At 56.9% G+C, this 18,479-nt stretch carries 19 protein-coding genes; 8 read left to right on the top strand and 11 right to left on the bottom strand.

What is annotated here, in order from left to right; genetic code table 11:
* The first annotated feature begins 90 nt into the window (after positions 1–90).
* On the top strand, positions 91–519 hold the full coding sequence (locus AYI87_RS18365) for an acyl-CoA thioesterase (RefSeq protein WP_144204119.1): 429 nt from the start codon (positions 91–93) through the stop codon (positions 517–519).
* Between the two features lie 17 nt (positions 520–536).
* Here the strand turns inward: AYI87_RS18365 and AYI87_RS18360 are convergent, their stop codons facing one another.
* Entirely contained in the window at positions 537–1,520 is a 984-nt protein-coding gene (locus tag AYI87_RS18360; RefSeq protein ID WP_260865183.1) for a Solitary outer membrane autotransporter beta-barrel domain, read from the bottom strand.
* Between the two features lie 157 nt (positions 1,521–1,677).
* Here AYI87_RS18360 and AYI87_RS18355 point away from each other — a divergent pair, with 157 nt between their 5' ends.
* Entirely contained in the window at positions 1,678–1,923 is a 246-nt protein-coding gene (locus tag AYI87_RS18355) for a GNAT family N-acetyltransferase (protein WP_186300669.1), read from the top strand.
* A gap of 5 nt (positions 1,924–1,928) precedes the next feature.
* On the opposite strand, the gene AYI87_RS18350 is transcribed toward AYI87_RS18355, so the two are convergent.
* The 5 genes from AYI87_RS18350 to AYI87_RS18330 form a co-directional block, all read right to left on the bottom strand.
* Complete coding sequence (locus AYI87_RS18350) at positions 1,929–2,333, bottom strand: acyl-CoA thioesterase (RefSeq protein WP_011867569.1); 405 nt, start codon at positions 2,331–2,333, stop codon at positions 1,929–1,931.
* A gap of 161 nt (positions 2,334–2,494) precedes the next feature.
* The gene (locus AYI87_RS18345) at positions 2,495–4,291 is read right to left on the bottom strand and encodes an AMP-dependent synthetase/ligase (protein WP_144204116.1); all 1,797 of its coding nucleotides are present in this window, start codon (positions 4,289–4,291) and stop codon (positions 2,495–2,497) included.
* A 127-nt stretch (positions 4,292–4,418) separates the two neighbouring features.
* On the bottom strand, positions 4,419–5,681 hold the full coding sequence (locus AYI87_RS18340) for a hypothetical protein (RefSeq protein WP_144204115.1): 1,263 nt from the start codon (positions 5,679–5,681) through the stop codon (positions 4,419–4,421).
* Complete coding sequence (locus tag AYI87_RS18335; protein ID WP_260865182.1) at positions 5,678–6,523, bottom strand: ABC transporter ATP-binding protein; 846 nt, start codon at positions 6,521–6,523, stop codon at positions 5,678–5,680. Before AYI87_RS18335 ends, AYI87_RS18340 begins: the two co-directional genes overlap by 4 nt.
* Before the next feature lie 14 nt (positions 6,524–6,537).
* The gene (locus AYI87_RS18330) at positions 6,538–6,918 is read right to left on the bottom strand and encodes a GntR family transcriptional regulator (RefSeq protein ID WP_144204113.1); all 381 of its coding nucleotides are present in this window, start codon (positions 6,916–6,918) and stop codon (positions 6,538–6,540) included.
* Between the two features lie 115 nt (positions 6,919–7,033).
* Between AYI87_RS18330 and AYI87_RS18325 the strand changes: the two genes are divergently transcribed.
* From AYI87_RS18325 to AYI87_RS18305, 5 genes are all read left to right on the top strand, one after another.
* Positions 7,034–8,587 (top strand): alpha/beta hydrolase, encoded by a 1,554-nt coding sequence (locus AYI87_RS18325; RefSeq protein WP_144204161.1) that lies wholly within the window; start codon positions 7,034–7,036, stop codon positions 8,585–8,587.
* Complete coding sequence (locus tag AYI87_RS18320; protein WP_144204112.1) at positions 8,580–9,314, top strand: ATP-binding cassette domain-containing protein; 735 nt, start codon at positions 8,580–8,582, stop codon at positions 9,312–9,314. Before AYI87_RS18325 ends, AYI87_RS18320 begins: the two co-directional genes overlap by 8 nt.
* Positions 9,314–10,447 (top strand): ABC transporter permease, encoded by a 1,134-nt coding sequence (locus AYI87_RS18315; protein WP_186300670.1) that lies wholly within the window; start codon positions 9,314–9,316, stop codon positions 10,445–10,447. The genes AYI87_RS18320 and AYI87_RS18315 overlap by 1 nt, the downstream gene beginning before the upstream one ends.
* Positions 10,448–10,503: 56 nt before the next feature.
* On the top strand, positions 10,504–10,752 hold the full coding sequence (locus AYI87_RS18310; protein ID WP_144204110.1) for a hypothetical protein: 249 nt from the start codon (positions 10,504–10,506) through the stop codon (positions 10,750–10,752).
* Positions 10,753–10,953: 201 nt separating this feature from the next.
* A complete protein-coding gene (locus AYI87_RS18305) occupies positions 10,954–11,205 on the top strand; it encodes a hypothetical protein (RefSeq protein ID WP_144204109.1) in 252 nt (83 codons plus the stop codon).
* A gap of 97 nt (positions 11,206–11,302) precedes the next feature.
* Here the strand turns inward: AYI87_RS18305 and AYI87_RS18300 are convergent, their stop codons facing one another.
* Positions 11,303–12,310: a GlxA family transcriptional regulator gene (locus AYI87_RS18300; protein WP_144204108.1), complete on the bottom strand. Its 1,008-nt coding sequence runs from the start codon at positions 12,308–12,310 to the stop codon at positions 11,303–11,305.
* A gap of 126 nt (positions 12,311–12,436) precedes the next feature.
* Between AYI87_RS18300 and AYI87_RS18295 the strand changes: the two genes are divergently transcribed.
* Positions 12,437–12,616, top strand: a complete 180-nt coding sequence (locus AYI87_RS18295; RefSeq protein ID WP_144204107.1) for a hypothetical protein — start codon at positions 12,437–12,439, stop codon at positions 12,614–12,616.
* A 77-nt stretch (positions 12,617–12,693) separates the two neighbouring features.
* Here AYI87_RS18295 and mog read toward each other — a convergent pair whose 3' ends face one another.
* From mog to AYI87_RS18275, 4 genes are all read right to left on the bottom strand, one after another.
* Complete coding sequence (gene mog, locus AYI87_RS18290; RefSeq protein WP_144204106.1) at positions 12,694–13,227, bottom strand: molybdopterin adenylyltransferase; 534 nt, start codon at positions 13,225–13,227, stop codon at positions 12,694–12,696.
* Positions 13,228–13,402: 175 nt separating this feature from the next.
* Entirely contained in the window at positions 13,403–16,519 is a 3,117-nt protein-coding gene (locus AYI87_RS18285; protein WP_144204105.1) for an ATP-binding protein, read from the bottom strand.
* 3 nt (positions 16,520–16,522) lie between these two features.
* On the bottom strand, positions 16,523–17,485 hold the full coding sequence (locus AYI87_RS18280) for an ABC transporter substrate-binding protein (RefSeq protein ID WP_144204104.1): 963 nt from the start codon (positions 17,483–17,485) through the stop codon (positions 16,523–16,525).
* A 13-nt stretch (positions 17,486–17,498) separates the two neighbouring features.
* The gene (locus AYI87_RS18275; protein WP_144204103.1) at positions 17,499–18,401 is read right to left on the bottom strand and encodes a diguanylate cyclase; all 903 of its coding nucleotides are present in this window, start codon (positions 18,399–18,401) and stop codon (positions 17,499–17,501) included.
* Positions 18,402–18,479: the final 78 nt, after the last annotated feature.

Genomic DNA, 18,479 nt, shown 5'->3' with positions numbered 1-18,479 from the left:
ACTCGAACGCCCTCAGGGATTGGTATTGTGGCGAGATGCTGATATCTTAACCCAAAACTAAACGCTTGTTTGAAAATTGAAGGTTAAGATATGGAGCAGTTCGTTAGCCAATTTCCCTTTCACACCCGCATCCCAGTCGCCTGGGGCGAGATGGATGCCCTGAAGCACGTCAACAATGCGGTCTATTTTCGTTACTTCGAGACGGCGCGGATAGACTTCTTTAACCAGCTGTTTCCGCTAGATAAGCTCTACCAGTACGGCATGGGCCCGGTGATCAGCGACAACCATGCTCGCTATAAGCGCCCGGTCACCTTCCCCGACACCCTATTGATCGGCGTCAGTATCAGCGACATCCACAAGGATCGCTTTACCATGCACTATCAGGTGTTCAGCGAGCAGCAACAGGCGATCACCACCAAAGGCTCCTCGGTCGCCGTCATGTTCGACTTCAACAAGCAAGCCAAGGCAAATCTGCCCGACGAGTTACTGGCCGTGCTCAGAGAGCACTGCATCGACTAGCCTCGATTGTGCCGAGCTCACATCTCTTCGTTAAACAGCAGCACTATGCCGCCGCCACTCAGGCCACTGTTGATGTTGAGTGTGATGCCTATCCCTATGTTGCGCAGCCAGGCTGACAGCGAAGGGGTCTGCACCACCCAGCCTGCACCGAACTCGTAGTAGTGACGCGTCCCCAAGGGGTCGATAACATCGCCGCTAAGATCGATCCGCTTGGCCAGCAGGCGCATCTCGTTCTGACGGTCGAAGAAGTCTGGCAACCCATAATGAAATACCAGGGCGTTGCTCAGACGCCCGACCTGAGGCGTCACCGCCTGCATGCCATCGTCGGTCAGCAGGCTGCGGCCTATGCCGTATCTGAGGGTGCTGATAAATTCCCACTTATTTCCCATGAGATCACCCGTATAGGTCAGCTCGGCGTTGGGGTCGAACATGATGGCGCCATAGCTGGTGTTCACCAACTTGTCGTCGAGAATGCCACTGACGCTGCGCAGCACGGGGTCGTTATAGGTTAGGCGGTTTTCCAGCCAGATAAACTGCGCCCCCAGGCCAAAGACCGCCCGCCACTGCTCATTTATCTGATACTTCCAGCGATACTCGCCCGCCAGCAGGTAGCTGGTATCCTTGATCGGACTGCTGATGGTCTCATCCTCCAGCCCCTGTATGCTGTCGCTGGCATGCACGTAGGAGAGGCGCACCTGGATACTTTGGGACCACTCGGGCGAGAGCGGCACAGTGTCGCTCTCCCAGGGCAAGGTGTAGGAGGTCAGCTGACTGCGCCGCTTGAGCGACTCTTCATCGCCGGCGTTGATATCGCCTATCTCACTCAGGTCCACTATGGTGTTGGGGTTGAAGTCGACTATGCCTAAGGTGATCAGGTTGGCGTCGGTCAGCACCATGGCGCTGGTGATATCGCCCTTCACCTTGGCCTCGACCGCCCCACGAATGTCGATCTCCTGGGCCAAGACTATGGTGCCGCTCCCTAACAGGAGCGTGAGTCCCAATGCCGCAATTCCCTGGGCCCCGACGTGCTTTAAACGACTGAAAGATATGCCTATCAAGCCGCAACCCTTAAGCTAAATGTTGACCGAATCATCTTGTGACTTATCTCCTCACCCTGTGCTAACGTTAAGAGTCATCCACCCAAACGAGAAGCAGACTATGACCCAAGAGACGATATTACACCAGGCCGACCAGCAACGATTTGTGTTGTCGATTGAAGGCCATGATGCGGTATTAGAATATCAGCGACAAGGTGATAAGGTGGATTTTGTACGAACCTTCGTGCCGGATCCCCTCAGGGGTCAGGGCGTGGCCGGGCGCCTGGTGCGCCATGGGTTAGAATGGGCCAAGTCCCAGCAACTCGCCATCAGCGCCAGTTGCTGGTACGTGCAGAAGTTTTTGTAACCCATTTATTCGCCGGTCAGGGTCAGCAGCGCCTGCTTCACCTCTTCCCCTATGGGTCGGCTCTTGTCGATACTGTAGTCGTAATGCACTAAGGTGGTCTTGGCCTCGGCGGTCATCTTGCCGCCCTGCCAACTCTGCTGTGCCACCTCGAAACTGGCATTGCCCACACGGCTGATCCAGGTCTTGATCTCCACCGGCTGACCATATTGGGTCGGCGAGGTATAGGCGATGGTGAAGCCCGCCACGATAAGGTTCCACTCGGCCAGATTGAGCGAGGGATTGAAGATGGCGAAGATAGGCTCGCGCGCCGCCTCAAACCAGACGGGCATGACGGTATTGTTGATATGGCCCAGGCCATCGGTTTCGTTGAATCTGGGTTGAATGGTTAAACTGAAAGAGCGTAACGGCACAGGGAGCCCCTAAGACTAAGTCGTTATTTTTGTGCCAAAGACGTTAACCGAGATACCAGGGGGATGCAAGATGGACTTTTGGACTACTGACCTTATAGATACTGGCCCCATAGAATAAGGGCGCCTCTGTTGAGGCGCCCTTATTATTCAAGCTATTTTGGCTATTTCAAATACATAGCATTAATTTCGGTGGCGTACTTATGATAGATCATCTTACGCCTTAACTTCATGGTCGGGGTCAGCAGGCCAGCCTCCATGGAAAATGCCTCGGGCAGCAGGGTAAACTTCTTGATCTTCTCGAAGCCTGCCAGCTCCTGCTGCAGATGCTTGAGGCGCTGCTCGAAGTGCTCGATCACATGGCTATGGCGCAGCAGCTCCATGGGCGACTCGTAATGCAGCCCCTTCTCCTGGGCCCAAGCCTCTAACGACTCGAACGCTGGTACGATAAGCGCGGTCACATAGTTTTTCGCATCGGCGATCACCGCCACCTGCTCGATGAAGGGGCAGCAACCTACCTTACCCTCGACCCGCTGCGGCGCAATGTATTTGCCGTTTGAGGTCTTCATCAACTCTTTGATTCTGTCTGTGATAAACAGGTTGCCCTGCTCGTCTATCTGGCCTGCGTCGCCCGTCTTCAACCAGCCATCTTCGAAGCTGTCGGCGGTCTCCTGAGGGCGGTTGTAGTAGCCGCGCATCACGGTATCGCCGCGCACCAAGATCTCGTTGTCTTTACCCAGCTTGATCTCGACTTCCGGCAGCGTCTTACCGTTAGAGCCGGCGACACGGTTATCCAGGGTATTACAGGTCACGGTCGCCGTAGTCTCCGTCATGCCGTAACCGCAGAGCACGGGAATATCGATGCTGTGGAAGAAACTGGCCACGTTCTGATCCAGCGCCGCGCCGCCGCAAGGCATAAACTTAAGCCTGCCACCCAGCACCTGCTGCAGCTTGCTGTACACCAGCTTATGGGCCAGTTTCCACTGGATCTTGAGCCACCAGGAAGCCAGGGCACGCCCCTGACTGACCTCGAACTGACGCTCGCCCACAGACATGGCCCAAGCAAACAGCTTCTTGCGGGTATCGGGCGCCTTATTGACCTTATCCTGCACCGCGCTGTAGACCTTCTCCAGGAAGCGCGGCACCACACAAAGGGTATGAGGACGAATATCGACGATCGCCTCTTTCACCGTCATAGGATCTTTGAGGTAGACGTTATGACCGCCGCGGCACAACACATAGAAGCTCCAGCCCCGTTCGAACACATGGCTCAGCGGCAGGAAGGCGAGCGACACATCGCCAGGCGTGAAGGGTAATATGTTATCGTGCTGACGGACCACAGAGGCGATATTACGATAATCCAGCATCACTCCTTTAGGGTCACCCGTGGTGCCCGAGGTGTAGATCAGGGTCAGCAGATCGTCCAGGGCCAGGTTAGCCAGACGGTGAGCCAGTTCGGCATCGACCTCGGGCGAATGGGTTTGCGTCAGCAGGCTATCGAAATGAACAGCCGTATCCTCTTGCGCCAAAGCCACCTCGGCATCGAATACTACTATCTGGGTCAGGCTGGGGCAGAGTGCAAGCAGTTCGCGGGCCATGCGGTACTGCTCGGCGTCACCGACGAAGATCAGCTTGGCCTGGGCGTCATCTATGATGTAGCGCGCCTGCTCCAGGGTACTGGTGGGATAGATGGGCACCACCACCGCCTTGGCCTTGAGGGCACCGACGTCGGCACAGGTCCACTGGGGGCAGTTTTGCGACAGGATCGCCACCTTGTCTTGGGCCGCGAAGCCAGAAGCGATCAGCGCCTTGGCGATCTGGTCACCAATCTCGTCGAATTGTCGCCAACTGATCTGCTGCCAAGGCGCCGATAAGCCATAGCCTTCCAATGCGATGGCATCGCCACGTTGCTGGCTCTGGGCCTGCATCAGGCTGATGGGATGATACTGTTGGAGCGACATAATTTTCTGACCCTTTTAGCGTACACTTGTACCTGTTTTGGCGCATTTTACTGCAATGGCGGCCAAAAAATAAGAGTTTTTGCTCCAATAATGTTAATTGGAGCACAAAAGCCCGGCGCTAGCAGGATTAGGCCAGGGCGTCACGCCACAACTTTCGCTTGCCCCACCAAAGCGTTAGCAGAGAAAAGGCCACCAGGCCGATATCCAATGCCAGCCAAGTGCTCAGATCCTTGCCATCTCGCATCGCCACCAAGGCGGTGGACAACCAGATGGCGTGACAGATCACCACAAACAGACTCAGCGAGATGTGCATGGCGCTGCGGGCGGCGCAGCCAAGGCCAAGCAATATGGCGCAGACGCAGAAGGTGCTGAGCACCAGATGGCTCCAGATGAGCAGGGTAAAGTCTGGAGTGAGTATCAGGGTGCAGGTGGCCAGCAGCGCCATGGTGCCGGTGAAATACCCCAGCAGGCGATACTGGGCGCTGGCGAAGGCCTCGATCAGCCCCTGTTTACCGTCGAAGCCCGGCAAGATATAGAGGGTCTCAGTCGCCCGCCATCTCTGCACGCGGCTCCAGTGCACTAAGGAACAGGCAATCGCACTGAACTGTGCCACGATGAAGAGCACGGGCAGCTCTATGCCGACAAAATAATTCACCAGCCCCAGCAGTAGCGCCAGCGCAGGCAACAACACCAGCATCATGGAGAGCATGGGGCCGACAAAGAAGTTTACCGGATGCAGCCACCTGTCCAGACGATTCATCAGGCTGTTTGAGCCCAAATTAGGCAACCAGAACCAGCCCATCTCCAGGCCATTGAGGTAGACAGATCTCGCCTCAAGATGCCAGACCTCGGCCTTAAGGTCAGCGCGGATCAGATAGATAAGCCCCACGACGGCCAGCGGCACAAGGTAGAAGCTGAGGCTAGGCAGAAACGCTGTCATCTCAGGCGTAAAGGGCAGCAGCAGAAACAGGGCGAAAGAAAAGTAAAACCCCTTGATGTGTCGGCGACAGAAATAGATGAAGGCGACCCCAGCCAAACTGGCCAGCAACACCTGCTGAACCGCCGACTCAAGGGGCAATAGTATCGCCGCAGTCAGCGAGATCAGGGTAGCGATAATGCCCACGATGAGCGCCTGCCATTGAATGCTCTCGGCATAGCCGGGCACCAGGCTGGCCCACTCGGTGGCCGACAGGCGGTTGAGTTGCCAGGCGATTGCTGCGCAGGTAGAGACCTGCATCATCCCCAGCATGATAGGCATGGCGTCGTATTTACCCGAGAACGCCAGCACCAGCATCATCACCAGCGCCAGTAACCCTGTGCCGAGAAAGCTGGCACTGCCCACATCGAACAGCCAGAAGCGCAACATGCCGCGCAGTGCTTTAGGCATCATCTGTGCAGCTCCATGAAGAGTTGTTCCAGGTTCATTGGCGTTACCGAGGTGAAGCTTGATGCCATTAAGGGATCATAGTGATCCACCAGCAGCTTATCCTGCTGTCGGTTGAGCACAACAAGCCCCTCGGGCAGAGACTCGCCCGGCTTAAGGCTCACCAGCTGTACGCTCTCCCTGAGGGCATCAATCTCCTTGAAGAGCACCAGCTTGCCCTTGCGCATCAGGGCCACATGGCTGGCGACCCGCTCGAGATCTGAGGTGATGTGTGAAGAGAAGAGCACCGCCGAGCCGGCATCCAGCGCCAGGTCGAACAGATCCGACATAAACTCGCGCCGGGCGATAGGGTCCAGGCTGGCAACCGGCTCATCGAGGATCAACAGCTTAGGGCGATAGGCCATGGCCATGATCAGCGCCAGCGACTGGCGTTGCCCCACAGATAGGCGCTGTACCTGCTGCGCCCCATCGAGCTGGAAGCGACTCAGCCACTCCTGCTCCAGCGACCTGTCCCAGTTAGGATAGAAGCTGCGATGCAGGGCCAGGGCGCGCTCGACGGTGAAGCCCTCATAGCCGAAGGGTTGCTGAGGCACATAGCCGATCAGCTCCTTCTGAGCCGAGCTGATGTTGTCGCTGGTCCCGCCCAGTATCTCTATCTGCCCCTCGGTAACCTCGAGAATCCCCAAGGCGCAGCGCATCAGGGTCGACTTGCCCGCACCATTTTGCCCCAGCAGGCCTACCACCATGCCGGGATAGAGGGTCATCGACAGCTCGTCTATGGCTAGTTGGCCGTCAAACGCCTTGGTGATCCCATGAAAGGCTAATATGGCTTGATTACTCTCTTGCATCTGCATCTGTTCCTTTATTGCGTCTGTTGCCATGCCTTGGCGATGATGGCATTGAGTTCCTCCAGGCTTACCCCTAACTGCTTAGCCTGGTTGATAAGTGAATTGGCCTGGGGCGCCATCAAGTCGGCACTCGAGGTGCCTTGGCTATCGCCACGCTGCGCCACCCGGGTGGGTTGGCCGCGGCGACGCTCGAGCCAACCCTGTTCCACCAACTGCTGAATGGCGCGGGAGACCGTCATGGGATTGACCGCCAGGTGCTCGGCGATCTGCCGCACCGACGGTAGCACCTCTTGAGGTTGCAGCTGACCGCCGACGATCAGACGCACTATCTGATCGCTAAGCTGGCGGTAGATGGGGTCGCCATTACTGGGGTTGACATTGAGTAAATCTAGCATTAGCCTTTATTCACTGTATTAATACATTGATACACCGATACAGTACTAAATTAACATAGATACGGTAAATTTCAACTAAGGAATCGGTATCATGCTTCAAGGAAAGGTTAAATTGATGGCCAATAGATTCTCCCGGCAGCAGCGGCTGGCCGCGCTACTCCTGCCCGCCTGCTTGGCGCTACTGCTGTTGTCTCAGCCCACCTGGGCGGACGCTAATCAAGCAGGTAAGCAAGACAGCAAACCTGAGTCTTGCTATGTAGACGACCTGCCAGATCGTCTGCGTTGCGGCGCCATCACGGTACCGGAAAATTACGCCAAGCCACTGGGCAAACAGATACAGATCCACTATCTGGTTCTGCCTGCCATCAAGCCCAGTTTCGAGAAAGAAGCGCTATTAGCCATCGCCGGCGGCCCGGGTCAATCGGCCATAGATAACGCCGCCAGCTTCGACAAGATCTTTACCAAGGTGCGCCAGCAGCGGGACATACTGCTGATCGACCAGCGCGGCACAGGTCTCTCCAACCAACTCGTCTGTGAAGGCGCTGGCTTCGAGGGCGGCCTGGCCTTCAACGACGACGAGCTGGATATCGCCGCCGAGACCAAGGCATGCCTTACCAAGATAGATGCCGATGTCAGCCAGTATGGCAGCGAAACCGCCCTCAAAGATTTCGAGGCGGTCAGGCAAGCCCTGGGGTACCAGAAGCTGCACCTGTATGGCATCTCCTACGGCACCCGCATGGCCCAGCTCTATATGCGTCACTACCCGGAGGCGCTGGCTACCGTGACCCTGGACGGTGTGGTACCCATGCAGCAGAGTGTGCTCAATATCGGCGATGCCATCACCCGCGCCATCGACCTGCTGCTTAAAGATTGCCAGGGCAACGCCCTGTGTCATCAAGAGTTCCCTAATCTCAAAGCTGAACTCGGCCAGGTAGAGACGCTGCTCAGCCAGGGACCACAGATAAGCCAGACCCGCGATCCCCTTACCAATGCGCCGACCCAGCTGACCATGACCCGCGCCAAGTTTATGGGCGCCATCCGCATGGCGCTGTATATGCCTAATGTCAGGGCGCTGCTGCCCCACGCCATCCATCAGGCGGCTGAGGGGAATTTTCAGGCTATCATGGGGCTGTACGCCCTCACGGTTAACAGCACAGGCATAGCCGCCGGCATGCACTCGGCCGTGGTTTGTGGCGAAGACTGGCACCGCTTCAGCGAGGCCGAGCGTCAGCAGATAGGCCAGAGTTACTTCGGTCGTGAGATGCTTGAGGCGTTCGATCTGAGCTGCCCTATCTGGCATATTCCGGCTGTGGGTGAAGATTTTTCCGCCCCCATTGCCAGCGCCCTACCGACACTCGTGCTGTCGGGACAGATAGACCCGGCCACACCACCTAGCTGGGGCGAGCTGGCTATGGCCAAGCTGAGCAATGCCAAGCATTTCATCGCTCCCTATGCGACCCACGGCGTGGCCTATCAGTCTTGCGCCAACACACTGATCGCCGAGCTTATCAGCAGCGGTAGCGTCGACGGCCTGTCTCAGGAGTGCCTGAGCAAAGATATCAGTCGTAACTTCTACCTCAACGCCAACACGGTTGAGGCCATCCCACAGGACACACTAAGCCATTCCACTCTCGGTGGCGACCAGCAGCAAGGAGCACGCCATGATTAAGGTATCGAATTTATCTAAACGGATCGGCGAGGTGCAGGCGCTGAACGACCTCAGTTTCGAGGCGCTGGACGGCCAGATCACCGGCCTGCTAGGCCCTAACGGCGCGGGCAAGACCACCTGTCTGCGCACCGTCTTCGGCCTGCTCAAGCCAGACCAGGGCATCGCCGAGATCGACGGCATAGATGTCGCCAAACAGCCGGTGGCCGCCAAGCAGCAGCTGGGCCTGTTCCCAGACCCTTTCGGCCTTTATGAGCGTCTGACACCGAGAGAATATATCCGCTACTTTGCCGAACTTAACGGTCTCTCCCGCGAGCAGGCCAAGGCCGCCTCGGCCAAGGTGCTGAGCAAGCTGCACATGGACGATATTGCCGATCGCCGCTGCAAGGGGTTCTCCCAGGGACAGAGAATGAAGACGGCGCTGGCCCAGGCGATAGTGCATGAGCCCACCAACATCATACTCGACGAGCCCACCCGCGGCCTGGACGTGATGAGCACCCGGGTGCTGCGCGACCTGCTCAAGGATCTCAAGCAGGCGGGACACTGCGTACTCTTCTCCAGCCATGTGATGCAGGAGGTCGCCGCCCTGTGCGATCGCGTCATCGTCATGGCCGAGGGGCGCGTGGTCGCCGTCGGCAGCCCACAGGAACTCTGCCAACAGACGGGCCAGGCCTCACTGGAAGACGCCTTCATTCAGCTAATCGGTACCGACGAGGGAATCGCAGCATGATCAGTTCAATCATTACCATGGTCAGAAAAGAGTTGACCGATGCCGCCAGGGACAAGCGCTCCGTGATGGCGGGCCTCTACTACGCCATCGGCGCGCCACTGATGATGTGCGGCATGTTTATGATCCTCATCGGCCAGATCACCAGCCCTGAGGCGCTCAACATCACCATCACCCATGGTGAGCGCGCACCGGATCTGGTGAAGTACCTCGCCAGCAACGAGATAAGCCAGGGTGATGAGGCCGATCGCAAGGAGATAGAGCTTGTCATCAGCCCTGACTACGCCGCCAACATGGCCAAGAGTCAGGCCGCCGAGATAGTGCTGATCGCCGACAACTCCAACGAGAAGCTACAGTCATCGATTCGCCGTCTGGAGAAGGCGTTGCAGCAATACAGCGCCGAGATGGGCAGCCTGCGACTGATCGCCCGCGGCATAGACCCTAAAGTGATGCAGCCGATCAAGGTCAAGGTGGAAGATCAGGCCACCTCAGACTCCAAGGGCGGCATGATCTTAGGCGTCGCCATCTTCATGATGGTCTATGCGGTGTTTATCTCAGGCATGAACCTGGCCATAGACACCAGCGCCGGTGAGCGCGAACGCAACTCGCTGGCCCTGCTGCTCAGTCACCCGGTGTCGACCCGGGATATCGTATTGGCCAAGGTGACGGCGGTAACCATCTTCGCCATGCTGGGGCTGATCCTCACCCTAGTGATCTCTAAGGTCGCCTATGGCTTCGTGCCTTGGCAGGAGCTGGGCTTCTCGGTCAACATCAATGTCGACTTCATCCTCTTGATGTTGGCGATCGGCCTGCCCATCGCCCTGATGGCGGCGGCGCTGCAACTGTTCGTCTCCTTCATGGCCAAGTCGTTCAAGGAGGCACAGTCCTACCTCACCATAGTGCTAATCGTGCCCATGATGCTGTCGATGGCGGCGAGCTACAACATAGCGCCAGACACACTGCAGTGGCTGCCGATATCGGGACAGATGCAGGCGCTGATCGCCTTCATCAAGGGCAAGGAGATCCCCATGATGCAGCTAGCGCTCTCAAGTGCCATCACCTTCGTCATCGCCCTGGCACTGGCACTGGGCATGGAGCGCTCACTCAAGAGCGAGAAAATCGTCTTCGGACTCTAACCCCGACTTTGTCATCGACAAGGGCCGCCATCGGGTGGCCCTACAAGGAGCATGCTATGGATAAGCAACAAGTGGTTATGATCGTCATGTTGGTCTTGGTGGTCGCCACCAGCCTCAGCGAACTCTATAAATACCGCCTAAGGCAAGAGAGACGCCGCCCTACACGGGGCAACACAGATGAGATGAACCGTCTGAGACAGGAAAACCAGCGACTGGCCGAGCGCGTCAGCGTGCTGGAGCGTATCGTCACCGATAGCGACTATCAGCTGAAACAGGAGTTTGCCGAGCTCAATCGCGGTGCTTAGGCTTTTGTCTTAGCTTAGTTTAACTTGGCTTTAGGCTTGGCTTAGTCCCAGGATTAGGCCCTGATTTAGACCCTGGACTAGGTAAGGCACCCAGCAATACCACAAGTTCTTTAGGGTTTTTCACTTGTGCCGCAGGCGGCAAATGGTTTTATAATGGCGGACTAAGGCAAATCGCTGTAAAAATCTTATATTCGAGACGATATGACCATTATATCCGCCATCAAACACACTTTCGTTGGCCTGTTTGCCCTGGCCAGCCTTTCGGGTTGTGCCAGCGCACTGTGCGACGCCCAGACCGACCACGCCACCAATCCGCTGCAGCGGGAGAATAACCGCCTGGAATGCCAGCGTCAGGTGATGAACGCCATGAACGAGCATGAACGCAAGAAGAGAAAAGAGAGTGACGCCCAGTTAAAGGCCTACTTGGACAAACACCTCAAAGACACCCACTAACTTAAGACGGGCGCCCTAAGCGCCCGCCTCCTGCTTCCTGCTTCCTGCTAACAGCCTTAATAAACAGCCATATACAAACGCCTGAAAGCGACTAACCTCAACAGCAGCTATGGGTATTAAATTTTTGCCGGTAGGCCCTGGGAGAGAGGCTGGTCAACTGAATGAACAGCTTACGAAAGGAGCTGACGTCTTCATAGCCGACCCGCTCGACAATCTGCTCCAGCGCCAACTCTGTGGTCTCTAGCAGCCGCTTGGCCTCATCGACCCGCAGACGCTGCATGTAACTGGCGGGCGTCTCGTTGAGGGCCTTCTTGAAGCGGCGGATCAGGGTTCGCTTACCCAGGGCAAACTTCTGCGCTATCTCATCGAGCAACCAGTTTTGATCTAGATTGGACTGCATCCACTGCTGAATCTTACTCACCAGCTCATCTTGATGCTGCTCAGGGGTGATCGCCATGGTCATGAAGGGCTGCTGGGAGATGCGGTTAGGATCTATGAGCAGAATCTTGGCCATCTGCTGCGCCAGCGCCTCACCCGCCAGCAAGCCCACCAGATGCAGGGCCAGACTCAGGTTAGAGGTAGTCGCCCCGGCGGTGTGAAACTGACCATCTGACACCACCAAAGAGTCCATACAGAGATTGACCCTAGCGAAGTTACGCTCAAACATCTGCGACAGCCACCAGACAGTGGTGGCCCGCCTGTTGTCCAGCAGCCCAGAGGCGGCCAGCATAAGGGTACCCGAGCAGTAGGCGGCGATGGGCTTGCCCGTCTCGGCATAAGCTTTTAACGGCCCAAGCAGGGGCGCAAAATCCTGGGAGTATTCCTTAAACTCCGCCTTGTTAGTCACGAAGGAAGATGCCAGCACCACGGCATCGGCCGCCTCTAGCTGCGCCGCGTCCTTTAACCCCGTGGCAGCGAGTTGAAAGCCCTGATTAGTGGTGATCGCCTTACCGTCGCCTGAGACGATATGGCAGTGAAACAGATCTTGGGTCGCCTCGGGATGCAGCCTGCGATAGAGGGCATTGGTAAAGCTGAACACATCGATCAGCCCCACTATGCCACCGGCCACCACGTTGCCCGCCGCCAGTATCATGATTGTCTTCATCTCAACCCCCTTGCCAAACTGTCACTTATCACCCTTATTTTGTCAATAATGACACTTTTGAGCCGTTTGTCGAGTTTTTATACTGACCCCATTGCAGATTTAACGACAAAGTGAAGGATTAAGCAGATGAACACACGGACACTACACCTGATGTTGAGCCTAAGTTACCTGGGCGTGAGCTGGACCTTGCTGCTGTGGCTGCACTTTACCACCCAGCCTAATCTCTTCGCCCATTTCATCGCCATCCCTAGCCTGCTGCTGTTTAGCGCCTTCAGCGCCCACCAGATCATCCGCAAGGGCGTCTGATACTAAGGTCAAGGCCACTGGCATAAAAAAGCCCGGCATAAGCCGGGCCTTTCCTTGAGTCGACAGGGCAAGCCAGCTTATTTCGCCTTAGGTCTGAAGGGCTTGATCACCGCCTCGTCGCACTCAAGATAGGGGCCTTCCATCAAATCGATGCAGTAAGGGATCGCCGGGAACACGGCATCCAGACACTCGCGGATCGACTTAGGCTTGCCCGGCAGGTTGACGATCAGGCTGTCGCCGCGCAGGCCGGCGGTTTGACGGGACAGAATGGCGGTAGGCACAAACTTGAGCGACTCGGCGCGCATCAACTCACCGAAGCCCGGCATCATGCGATCGCACACCGCCTCGGTCGCCTCAGGGGTCACGTCGCGCTTGGCCGGCCCTGTGCCGCCCGTGGTAACTATGAGGCAACAATCTTGCTGATCGGCCATCTTAATCAGGGTCTGCTCGATAACTGGCTGCTCATCGGGAATGACTTCATAGACAGGCTCCCACTCCGAGGTAAGGTATTCGCCCAAGACCTCGATGATCGCCTTACCGGAAATATCTTCATACACGCCGGCGCTGGCGCGATCACTGACTGTGACTATGCCTATCTTTGCTTTTGCCATTCCACTTTATCCTTTAGATGTTTGGGTCATGCGCGGCGCCAAGCGCCCCGCCAGGGTTGCGCCCTAAAATAACATATTTTGCCGATCGCTAAAGTGGCCCAAAAGAGATAAATGTGGGACGCAGGTCGAATATTAGCGACCTAAGGTGAGCCAAACAGGAAAACCGCCGTGCGGATCAGTGACAGCAGGCCAGGGTGTCCTCGAGTAGCTCGAGAAAAGCCTCACGACCGGCGAGCACCGCCTGCAGATCGCCGCGGCGGGCATCGGCCTCCAGCTGACGGGCAAGCTCCACCAGCGCCGTCATGCTGAGGTTGCTGGCAGCCCCCTTGATGGCGTGGACGCTGGAGCGAATAGCGCTGCAATCGGCCGCCGCAATCCCCTCGATAAAGGCCTGCCTATGAGCCTGCATCTCCTCGACAAACACCTGCAACACCTCATCCAGCAGCGCCTCATCGCCGGACATGAGTGCCAGGGCGCTGTCGCGATCGAACAGCTGATTGGAAACCTCGACTGCGGCAGCTACCTCTTCGGCATCCGGGTCATGGCCCAGTGCCGCCTCATAGTTTTGCTGGCTCAGGGAGAACCAGCGATAGAGACACTCTTTCAGGACACTAAGCACCAGCGGCTTGGTCAGGTAGTCGTCCATGCCCGCCCGCACGCAGTGCTCCCTATCGCCCTTCATGGCGTTGGCCGTCAGGGCGATGATGGGCAGGGCACAGAACTGGCTGCCCCCCAGCCCCTCGCGAATCGCCGCCGTCGTCTGGAAGCCATCCATCTCCGGCATCAGGCAATCCATCAGGATCAGCTGATAGGGATTCCCCTGCTGCGCAGACAGGAGTGCCAGCGCCTCGCGGCCATTACCCGCCACATCCGCCTCTACCCCCAGCTGGTGAAGCATGCCGAGGGCCACCATCTGATTGACCTTGTTGTCTTCCACCAGTAACACCTTGGGCTTGTCCGGCATGCTGGATTCCACAATCGGCTCTATGGCAGGCTCGACCTCCTCCTCATCGGCCCGATCCGATAGGGCACGGATCAGCTGGCGAATATTCAAAGGCTTACCTAGGTGTGGCACCCTGGGTTCCAGCTTCTCAAACTCTATCTGTTGCCAATAGGAGAGCAGAGGCAGGACTCTGATCTGCTGACGCTCCACCAGATCACGCCAGGCATCCAGCTCCTCGACAAATGCCTCCCGCGGTGGGGCAAAGCTGTAGATGATCACGTCCGTCTCAGGGATGGCATCCCCCTCTTCCAGGTAGCTCACCCTGGCGCCCCAGCTAGTGAGCAACTCGCCCAGCATGCGCTCAAACGCGCCTAGCTGACCCATGAAGGTTACCCGCTCGGGCGACAAATTGGCGCGCCAATCTGTCATCTTGTCGCTATCGGCCAGCTGCTGGGTCAGGGTAAAGCTGAAGATGCTGCCCACCTCCTGCTGACTCTTGACCTGGATCTCACCCCGCATCAACTCGCACAGACGCTTGGCGATGGAAAGACCCAACCCGGTGCCGCCGAACATGCGGGTGGTGGAACTGTCCACTTGAATGAAGGGGTTAAACAACATGGCCAGCTTCTCTTTGGCTATGCCTATACCTGTATCTTCCACCTCGCAGGAGAGCATCACCTCGCCCGACTCGCTCAGACGATTCGAGAGTCGCAAGGCGATCCACCCCTCCTCGGTAAACTTGATGGCATTGCCCACCAGATTCACCAATATCTGACGCAGACGACTGGGGTCGCCGACCACATAGCGATACTGCAGCTGGGTGATATCCACAAACAACGGCAGGTGGCGCTCCTCCAGTTTGAGGGACACTGACTGGACGAAGAGATCCAACAGCTCCACCAGGTCAAACTCGATCGCCTCTATCTCAAACTTGCCCGACTCTATCTTGGAGAAATCCAGAATATCGTTGAGCAGCGACAGCAGCGAGTCGGCGCTGGCCGAGGCCACATCCACATAGCGCTTCTGCATCGGCGATAGCTGGGTCTCCCCCAGCAGCCCCAGAATGCCTATGACACCGTTCATCGGGGTGCGGATCTCATGGCTCATGCAGGCGAGGAAATCCTCCTTGGTCTTGGCGGCAACCTCAGCCTTCTCCCGCGCCTCCGACAGCGCCCAGTTACTAAACTCCATCTCCTGGGCGTAGGTTTCTATCTTGCGCTCGTTAAGCTTCATCCGGGTCAGGTCTTCGACACAGATGAAATAGCCCTCTACCTGACCATCGTCGCCCACGTCCGGCACATAGGTGATATGGAAGAATCTGGGGGCCTGATCCGCATCTATGGTCTCCGCCTCAAACACCTGCTTGTTGCCCGCCAGCACACCTTGCTGATAGGGCTTTATCAACTGGTAGACATCTGCGGGCTGAACCGCCTCCACCGTCTGATCCAGCACCTCCTCTTCGGTCTTGCCGAGCCACTGCAGATAGTGTTGGTTGATGAAACGATAGCGGCTCTGGGCATCCACATAAGCCAGCTGAATGGGGATCACGTTAGTGATGTTGTCGATATAGCGCCGGGACTTTTGCAGCTCAAGCTGCTTCTGATTACGGGCGCTAACGGCCTCGTTGTAGCTGTTGACCAGCACGCCGAACTCATCTTCGCTGTCCAGGCGTATGGTCTTCTGACCACCGAAGGCCTCTATCTGACGCCGGATACGACGAATGGGATCCAGCAGCACCCTGTGCTGCACATAGAGGTTAACCGTGAGCAGTATGGCAAAACCAAGCAGCAGGATACTCACGTAGTGGATCAGCTCCTCGGAACTGTAGGCCTCTATCTCGCTAGCATCGTACCTGACATAGAGCACATAGGCCCTAAGGCGCTGCAACTCGGGGGAGATCAGATACAACTGCTGCACCTGATGCACTATGCTGCCCTGGCGCCAGACCTCCTTGGAACTGTGTTTATCGCTGACCTGACTAACCATCTCCGCCAGTTCCGGGGCCAGGCTGGTCGACAAGGAACTGCCTAGATACTGCCCCAGATTATCGGCCACTATCTGTTTCTCCCGGGGATCGAACAGCACCAGACGCTTGATACTCCCCTGAGCCGCAAGGCCATTGATCACCCTGCGCATGTTGCTAAAGTCTGTACTGGCCTCCAGGGCGAGTCGCAGCGACACAGACACCTGGGCGATCTCATAGTCGACCTGTTGCTGGGTACGCTCGGTCATCTCGTCATAGTAATAGAGGGCGATAAGGCCAGAGATGATCAGGGCGCACACTAAGGTCGCCAGATTCAGCTTGTAGACTATGCCCTGGGCAATCTTGTCCCTATAGTGACGCCACATAGGCTAAGGTGCCCGATAGAAGAGATTGTCGACATGACGGCAATCGGACTCGATCGCCTCAATCTTGACCAGGGTCTCGCAGACGCTATAACCCAACTGGGTCAACTTATCGCCCTGGGCAAACAACTTGCGTTGCTCCTCACCGCTTAGCAACTTGAGATCCGCCAGCGCCCCCTTGAATTCTGCCACCTGCAGCCCTTCACGTTTAGCCATGATGGCCATCGCCTCCTCGGGATCCTGCTGCATATAGTCCATCGCCAGCTGCCAGGCCTGACGGATCTGCTCCACCAGTTGTGGATGCTCGGCCAGGACGCTGGAGGAGATCGACAGGGTATCTAACACCTCCTCGGGGATCTCCTTGGTAGAAAACAGCTGGCGATAGGCGCCGCTGGACTGTATCTCCACCGAATAGGGCGGATAGGTCACCATGGCGGCAATCTTGCCTATGGCCAGGGCACTCGCCGCCGCCCCCTGCTCCACATTGATCACCTTCACATCGTCTATGTTCATCTTGTGCTGCCTGAGGGCCCGCTCCAGCACGAAGATCCCTAAGGAGCTGACCTCGCAGCCAATAGTTTCGCCCCTGAGCGCCTGCATATTCTCGAACGCGTCGGGCGCGATAATCACGTCGCCACCGTCAGAGTAGTCCGCCAGCAAGACGATCTTAATCGGCTTGCCCCCCAGGGGCACCACCTGAATCGCCTCTATCATGGTGCTGGCGAAACCATCCACATAGCCGGTTAAGTAGGCACGCTGGGCATCGGAAAGGGTCGACACCTGTACCAGCTCGATATTGGCGCCCACCTGCTGAAAGAAACCCTTCTGCTTGGCCAGATAGAGGAGTTCGTAGCCGGGCCAGGGGTTGATGGCGATGGTAATTGGTTCTTCGGCCTTCTTCGGCCCGCAACCGACCAAGAATACAGCGAGTAACGACAGCAATAGCCCAGAAATGATTCCCTTAATCATTTGTTGTTCTTCCTTAATCATGTTCTACCGTCAGATAGGCACCATCCTGATAACAGACCACACAGTTGCGCCCATCGGCCTTAGCCTTGTACACGGCCTCATCGGCCAACACCAAGAGGTGGGAGAGATCGGCATTCTGGGGATTGGCGGTCACCACACCGAAGCTGCCGGTCACCTCCAGCCCCATGGGATTGAGGCGCGCCAGTTGCCGGCGCACATCCTCTGTCTTCTCTCTGGCGATATCCAGGCCGCACTCCATCAGGATGACAAACTCCTCGCCCCCCATGCGCGCCACCAGATCTTCCTTACGAAAGCTCTCCTGCAACAGCTTGGCCACCGCCTGCAGCACGAGATCGCCGATATGATGGCCGTTAAAGTCGTTGATCTTCTTGAAATGATCCAGATCCAGCATCACGATGGAGAGCTCTTTCTGATGACGCACCATGGAGGAGAGGCTCTGGGCGGCACACTCGGCGAGGAAATGACGGTTATAAAGTCCGGTGAGCTGATCGTGCAGCGCCATGAATTTAAGCTTGTCGCTGTGTTGCTTGAGTTGAATATGGGTGCTGACCCTGGCACGCACAATCGCCGGGCGGATCGGCTTGGTGATATAGTCCACCGCGCCGATTTCCAGCCCCTTCTGCTCGTCATCGTCGGAGTCTTTGGCGGTAACGAAGATAATGGGGATCTCGGCGGTCTCGGGGTCGGCCTTCAGCTGGCGACACACCTGGTAGCCATCCATGCCGGGCATCAAGACATCCAGCAAGATGATGTCGGGTTTCTGCTTGGCGACCCTGAGGCACTCTTCGCCACTCTCGGCGGTCCATACCTGAAACATCTCCTTCAGACACTGCCTCATGATCAGCACATTGGTCTTCACATCGTCAACCACCAGCACTACAGATTGTTCTTCCATGCAATCCCCTAATCAGCCATGAGCAATTAGCCGCAATGTTTCAAATGGATAGAGATATTTTTAAGTGTAGCAGAAAGG

This window comes from Shewanella sp. KCT, from assembly GCF_007636505.1.
Taxonomy (GTDB): domain Bacteria; phylum Pseudomonadota; class Gammaproteobacteria; order Enterobacterales; family Shewanellaceae; genus Shewanella; species Shewanella halotolerans.
This window is presented reverse-complemented; position numbering and strand designations above follow the sequence as displayed.

What these genes read in the sequence shown, in the direction of transcription:
- AYI87_RS18280 (WP_144204104.1), bottom strand. Translation starts at nt 17,485, where the DNA reads ATGATTAAGGGAATCATTTCTGGGCTATTGCTGTCGTTACTCGCTGTA.
- AYI87_RS18320 (WP_144204112.1), top strand. Translation starts at nt 8,580, where the DNA reads ATGATTAAGGTATCGAATTTATCTAAACGGATCGGCGAGGTGCAGGCG.
- AYI87_RS18325 (WP_144204161.1), top strand. Translation starts at nt 7,034, where the DNA reads ATGGCCAATAGATTCTCCCGGCAGCAGCGGCTGGCCGCGCTACTCCTG.
- AYI87_RS18340 (WP_144204115.1), bottom strand. Translation starts at nt 5,681, where the DNA reads ATGATGCCTAAAGCACTGCGCGGCATGTTGCGCTTCTGGCTGTTCGAT.
- AYI87_RS18330 (WP_144204113.1), bottom strand. Translation starts at nt 6,918, where the DNA reads ATGCTAGATTTACTCAATGTCAACCCCAGTAATGGCGACCCCATCTAC.
- AYI87_RS18335 (WP_260865182.1), bottom strand. Translation starts at nt 6,523, where the DNA reads ATGCAAGAGAGTAATCAAGCCATATTAGCCTTTCATGGGATCACCAAG.
- AYI87_RS18365 (WP_144204119.1), top strand. Translation starts at nt 91, where the DNA reads ATGGAGCAGTTCGTTAGCCAATTTCCCTTTCACACCCGCATCCCAGTC.
- AYI87_RS18285 (WP_144204105.1), bottom strand. Translation starts at nt 16,519, where the DNA reads ATGTGGCGTCACTATAGGGACAAGATTGCCCAGGGCATAGTCTACAAG.
- AYI87_RS18305 (WP_144204109.1), top strand. Translation starts at nt 10,954, where the DNA reads ATGACCATTATATCCGCCATCAAACACACTTTCGTTGGCCTGTTTGCC.
- AYI87_RS18345 (WP_144204116.1), bottom strand. Translation starts at nt 4,291, where the DNA reads ATGTCGCTCCAACAGTATCATCCCATCAGCCTGATGCAGGCCCAGAGC.
- AYI87_RS18295 (WP_144204107.1), top strand. Translation starts at nt 12,437, where the DNA reads ATGAACACACGGACACTACACCTGATGTTGAGCCTAAGTTACCTGGGC.
- AYI87_RS18310 (WP_144204110.1), top strand. Translation starts at nt 10,504, where the DNA reads ATGGATAAGCAACAAGTGGTTATGATCGTCATGTTGGTCTTGGTGGTC.
- mog (WP_144204106.1), bottom strand. Translation starts at nt 13,227, where the DNA reads ATGGCAAAAGCAAAGATAGGCATAGTCACAGTCAGTGATCGCGCCAGC.
- AYI87_RS18275 (WP_144204103.1), bottom strand. Translation starts at nt 18,401, where the DNA reads ATGGAAGAACAATCTGTAGTGCTGGTGGTTGACGATGTGAAGACCAAT.
- AYI87_RS18300 (WP_144204108.1), bottom strand. Translation starts at nt 12,310, where the DNA reads ATGAAGACAATCATGATACTGGCGGCGGGCAACGTGGTGGCCGGTGGC.
- AYI87_RS18355 (WP_186300669.1), top strand. Translation starts at nt 1,678, where the DNA reads ATGACCCAAGAGACGATATTACACCAGGCCGACCAGCAACGATTTGTG.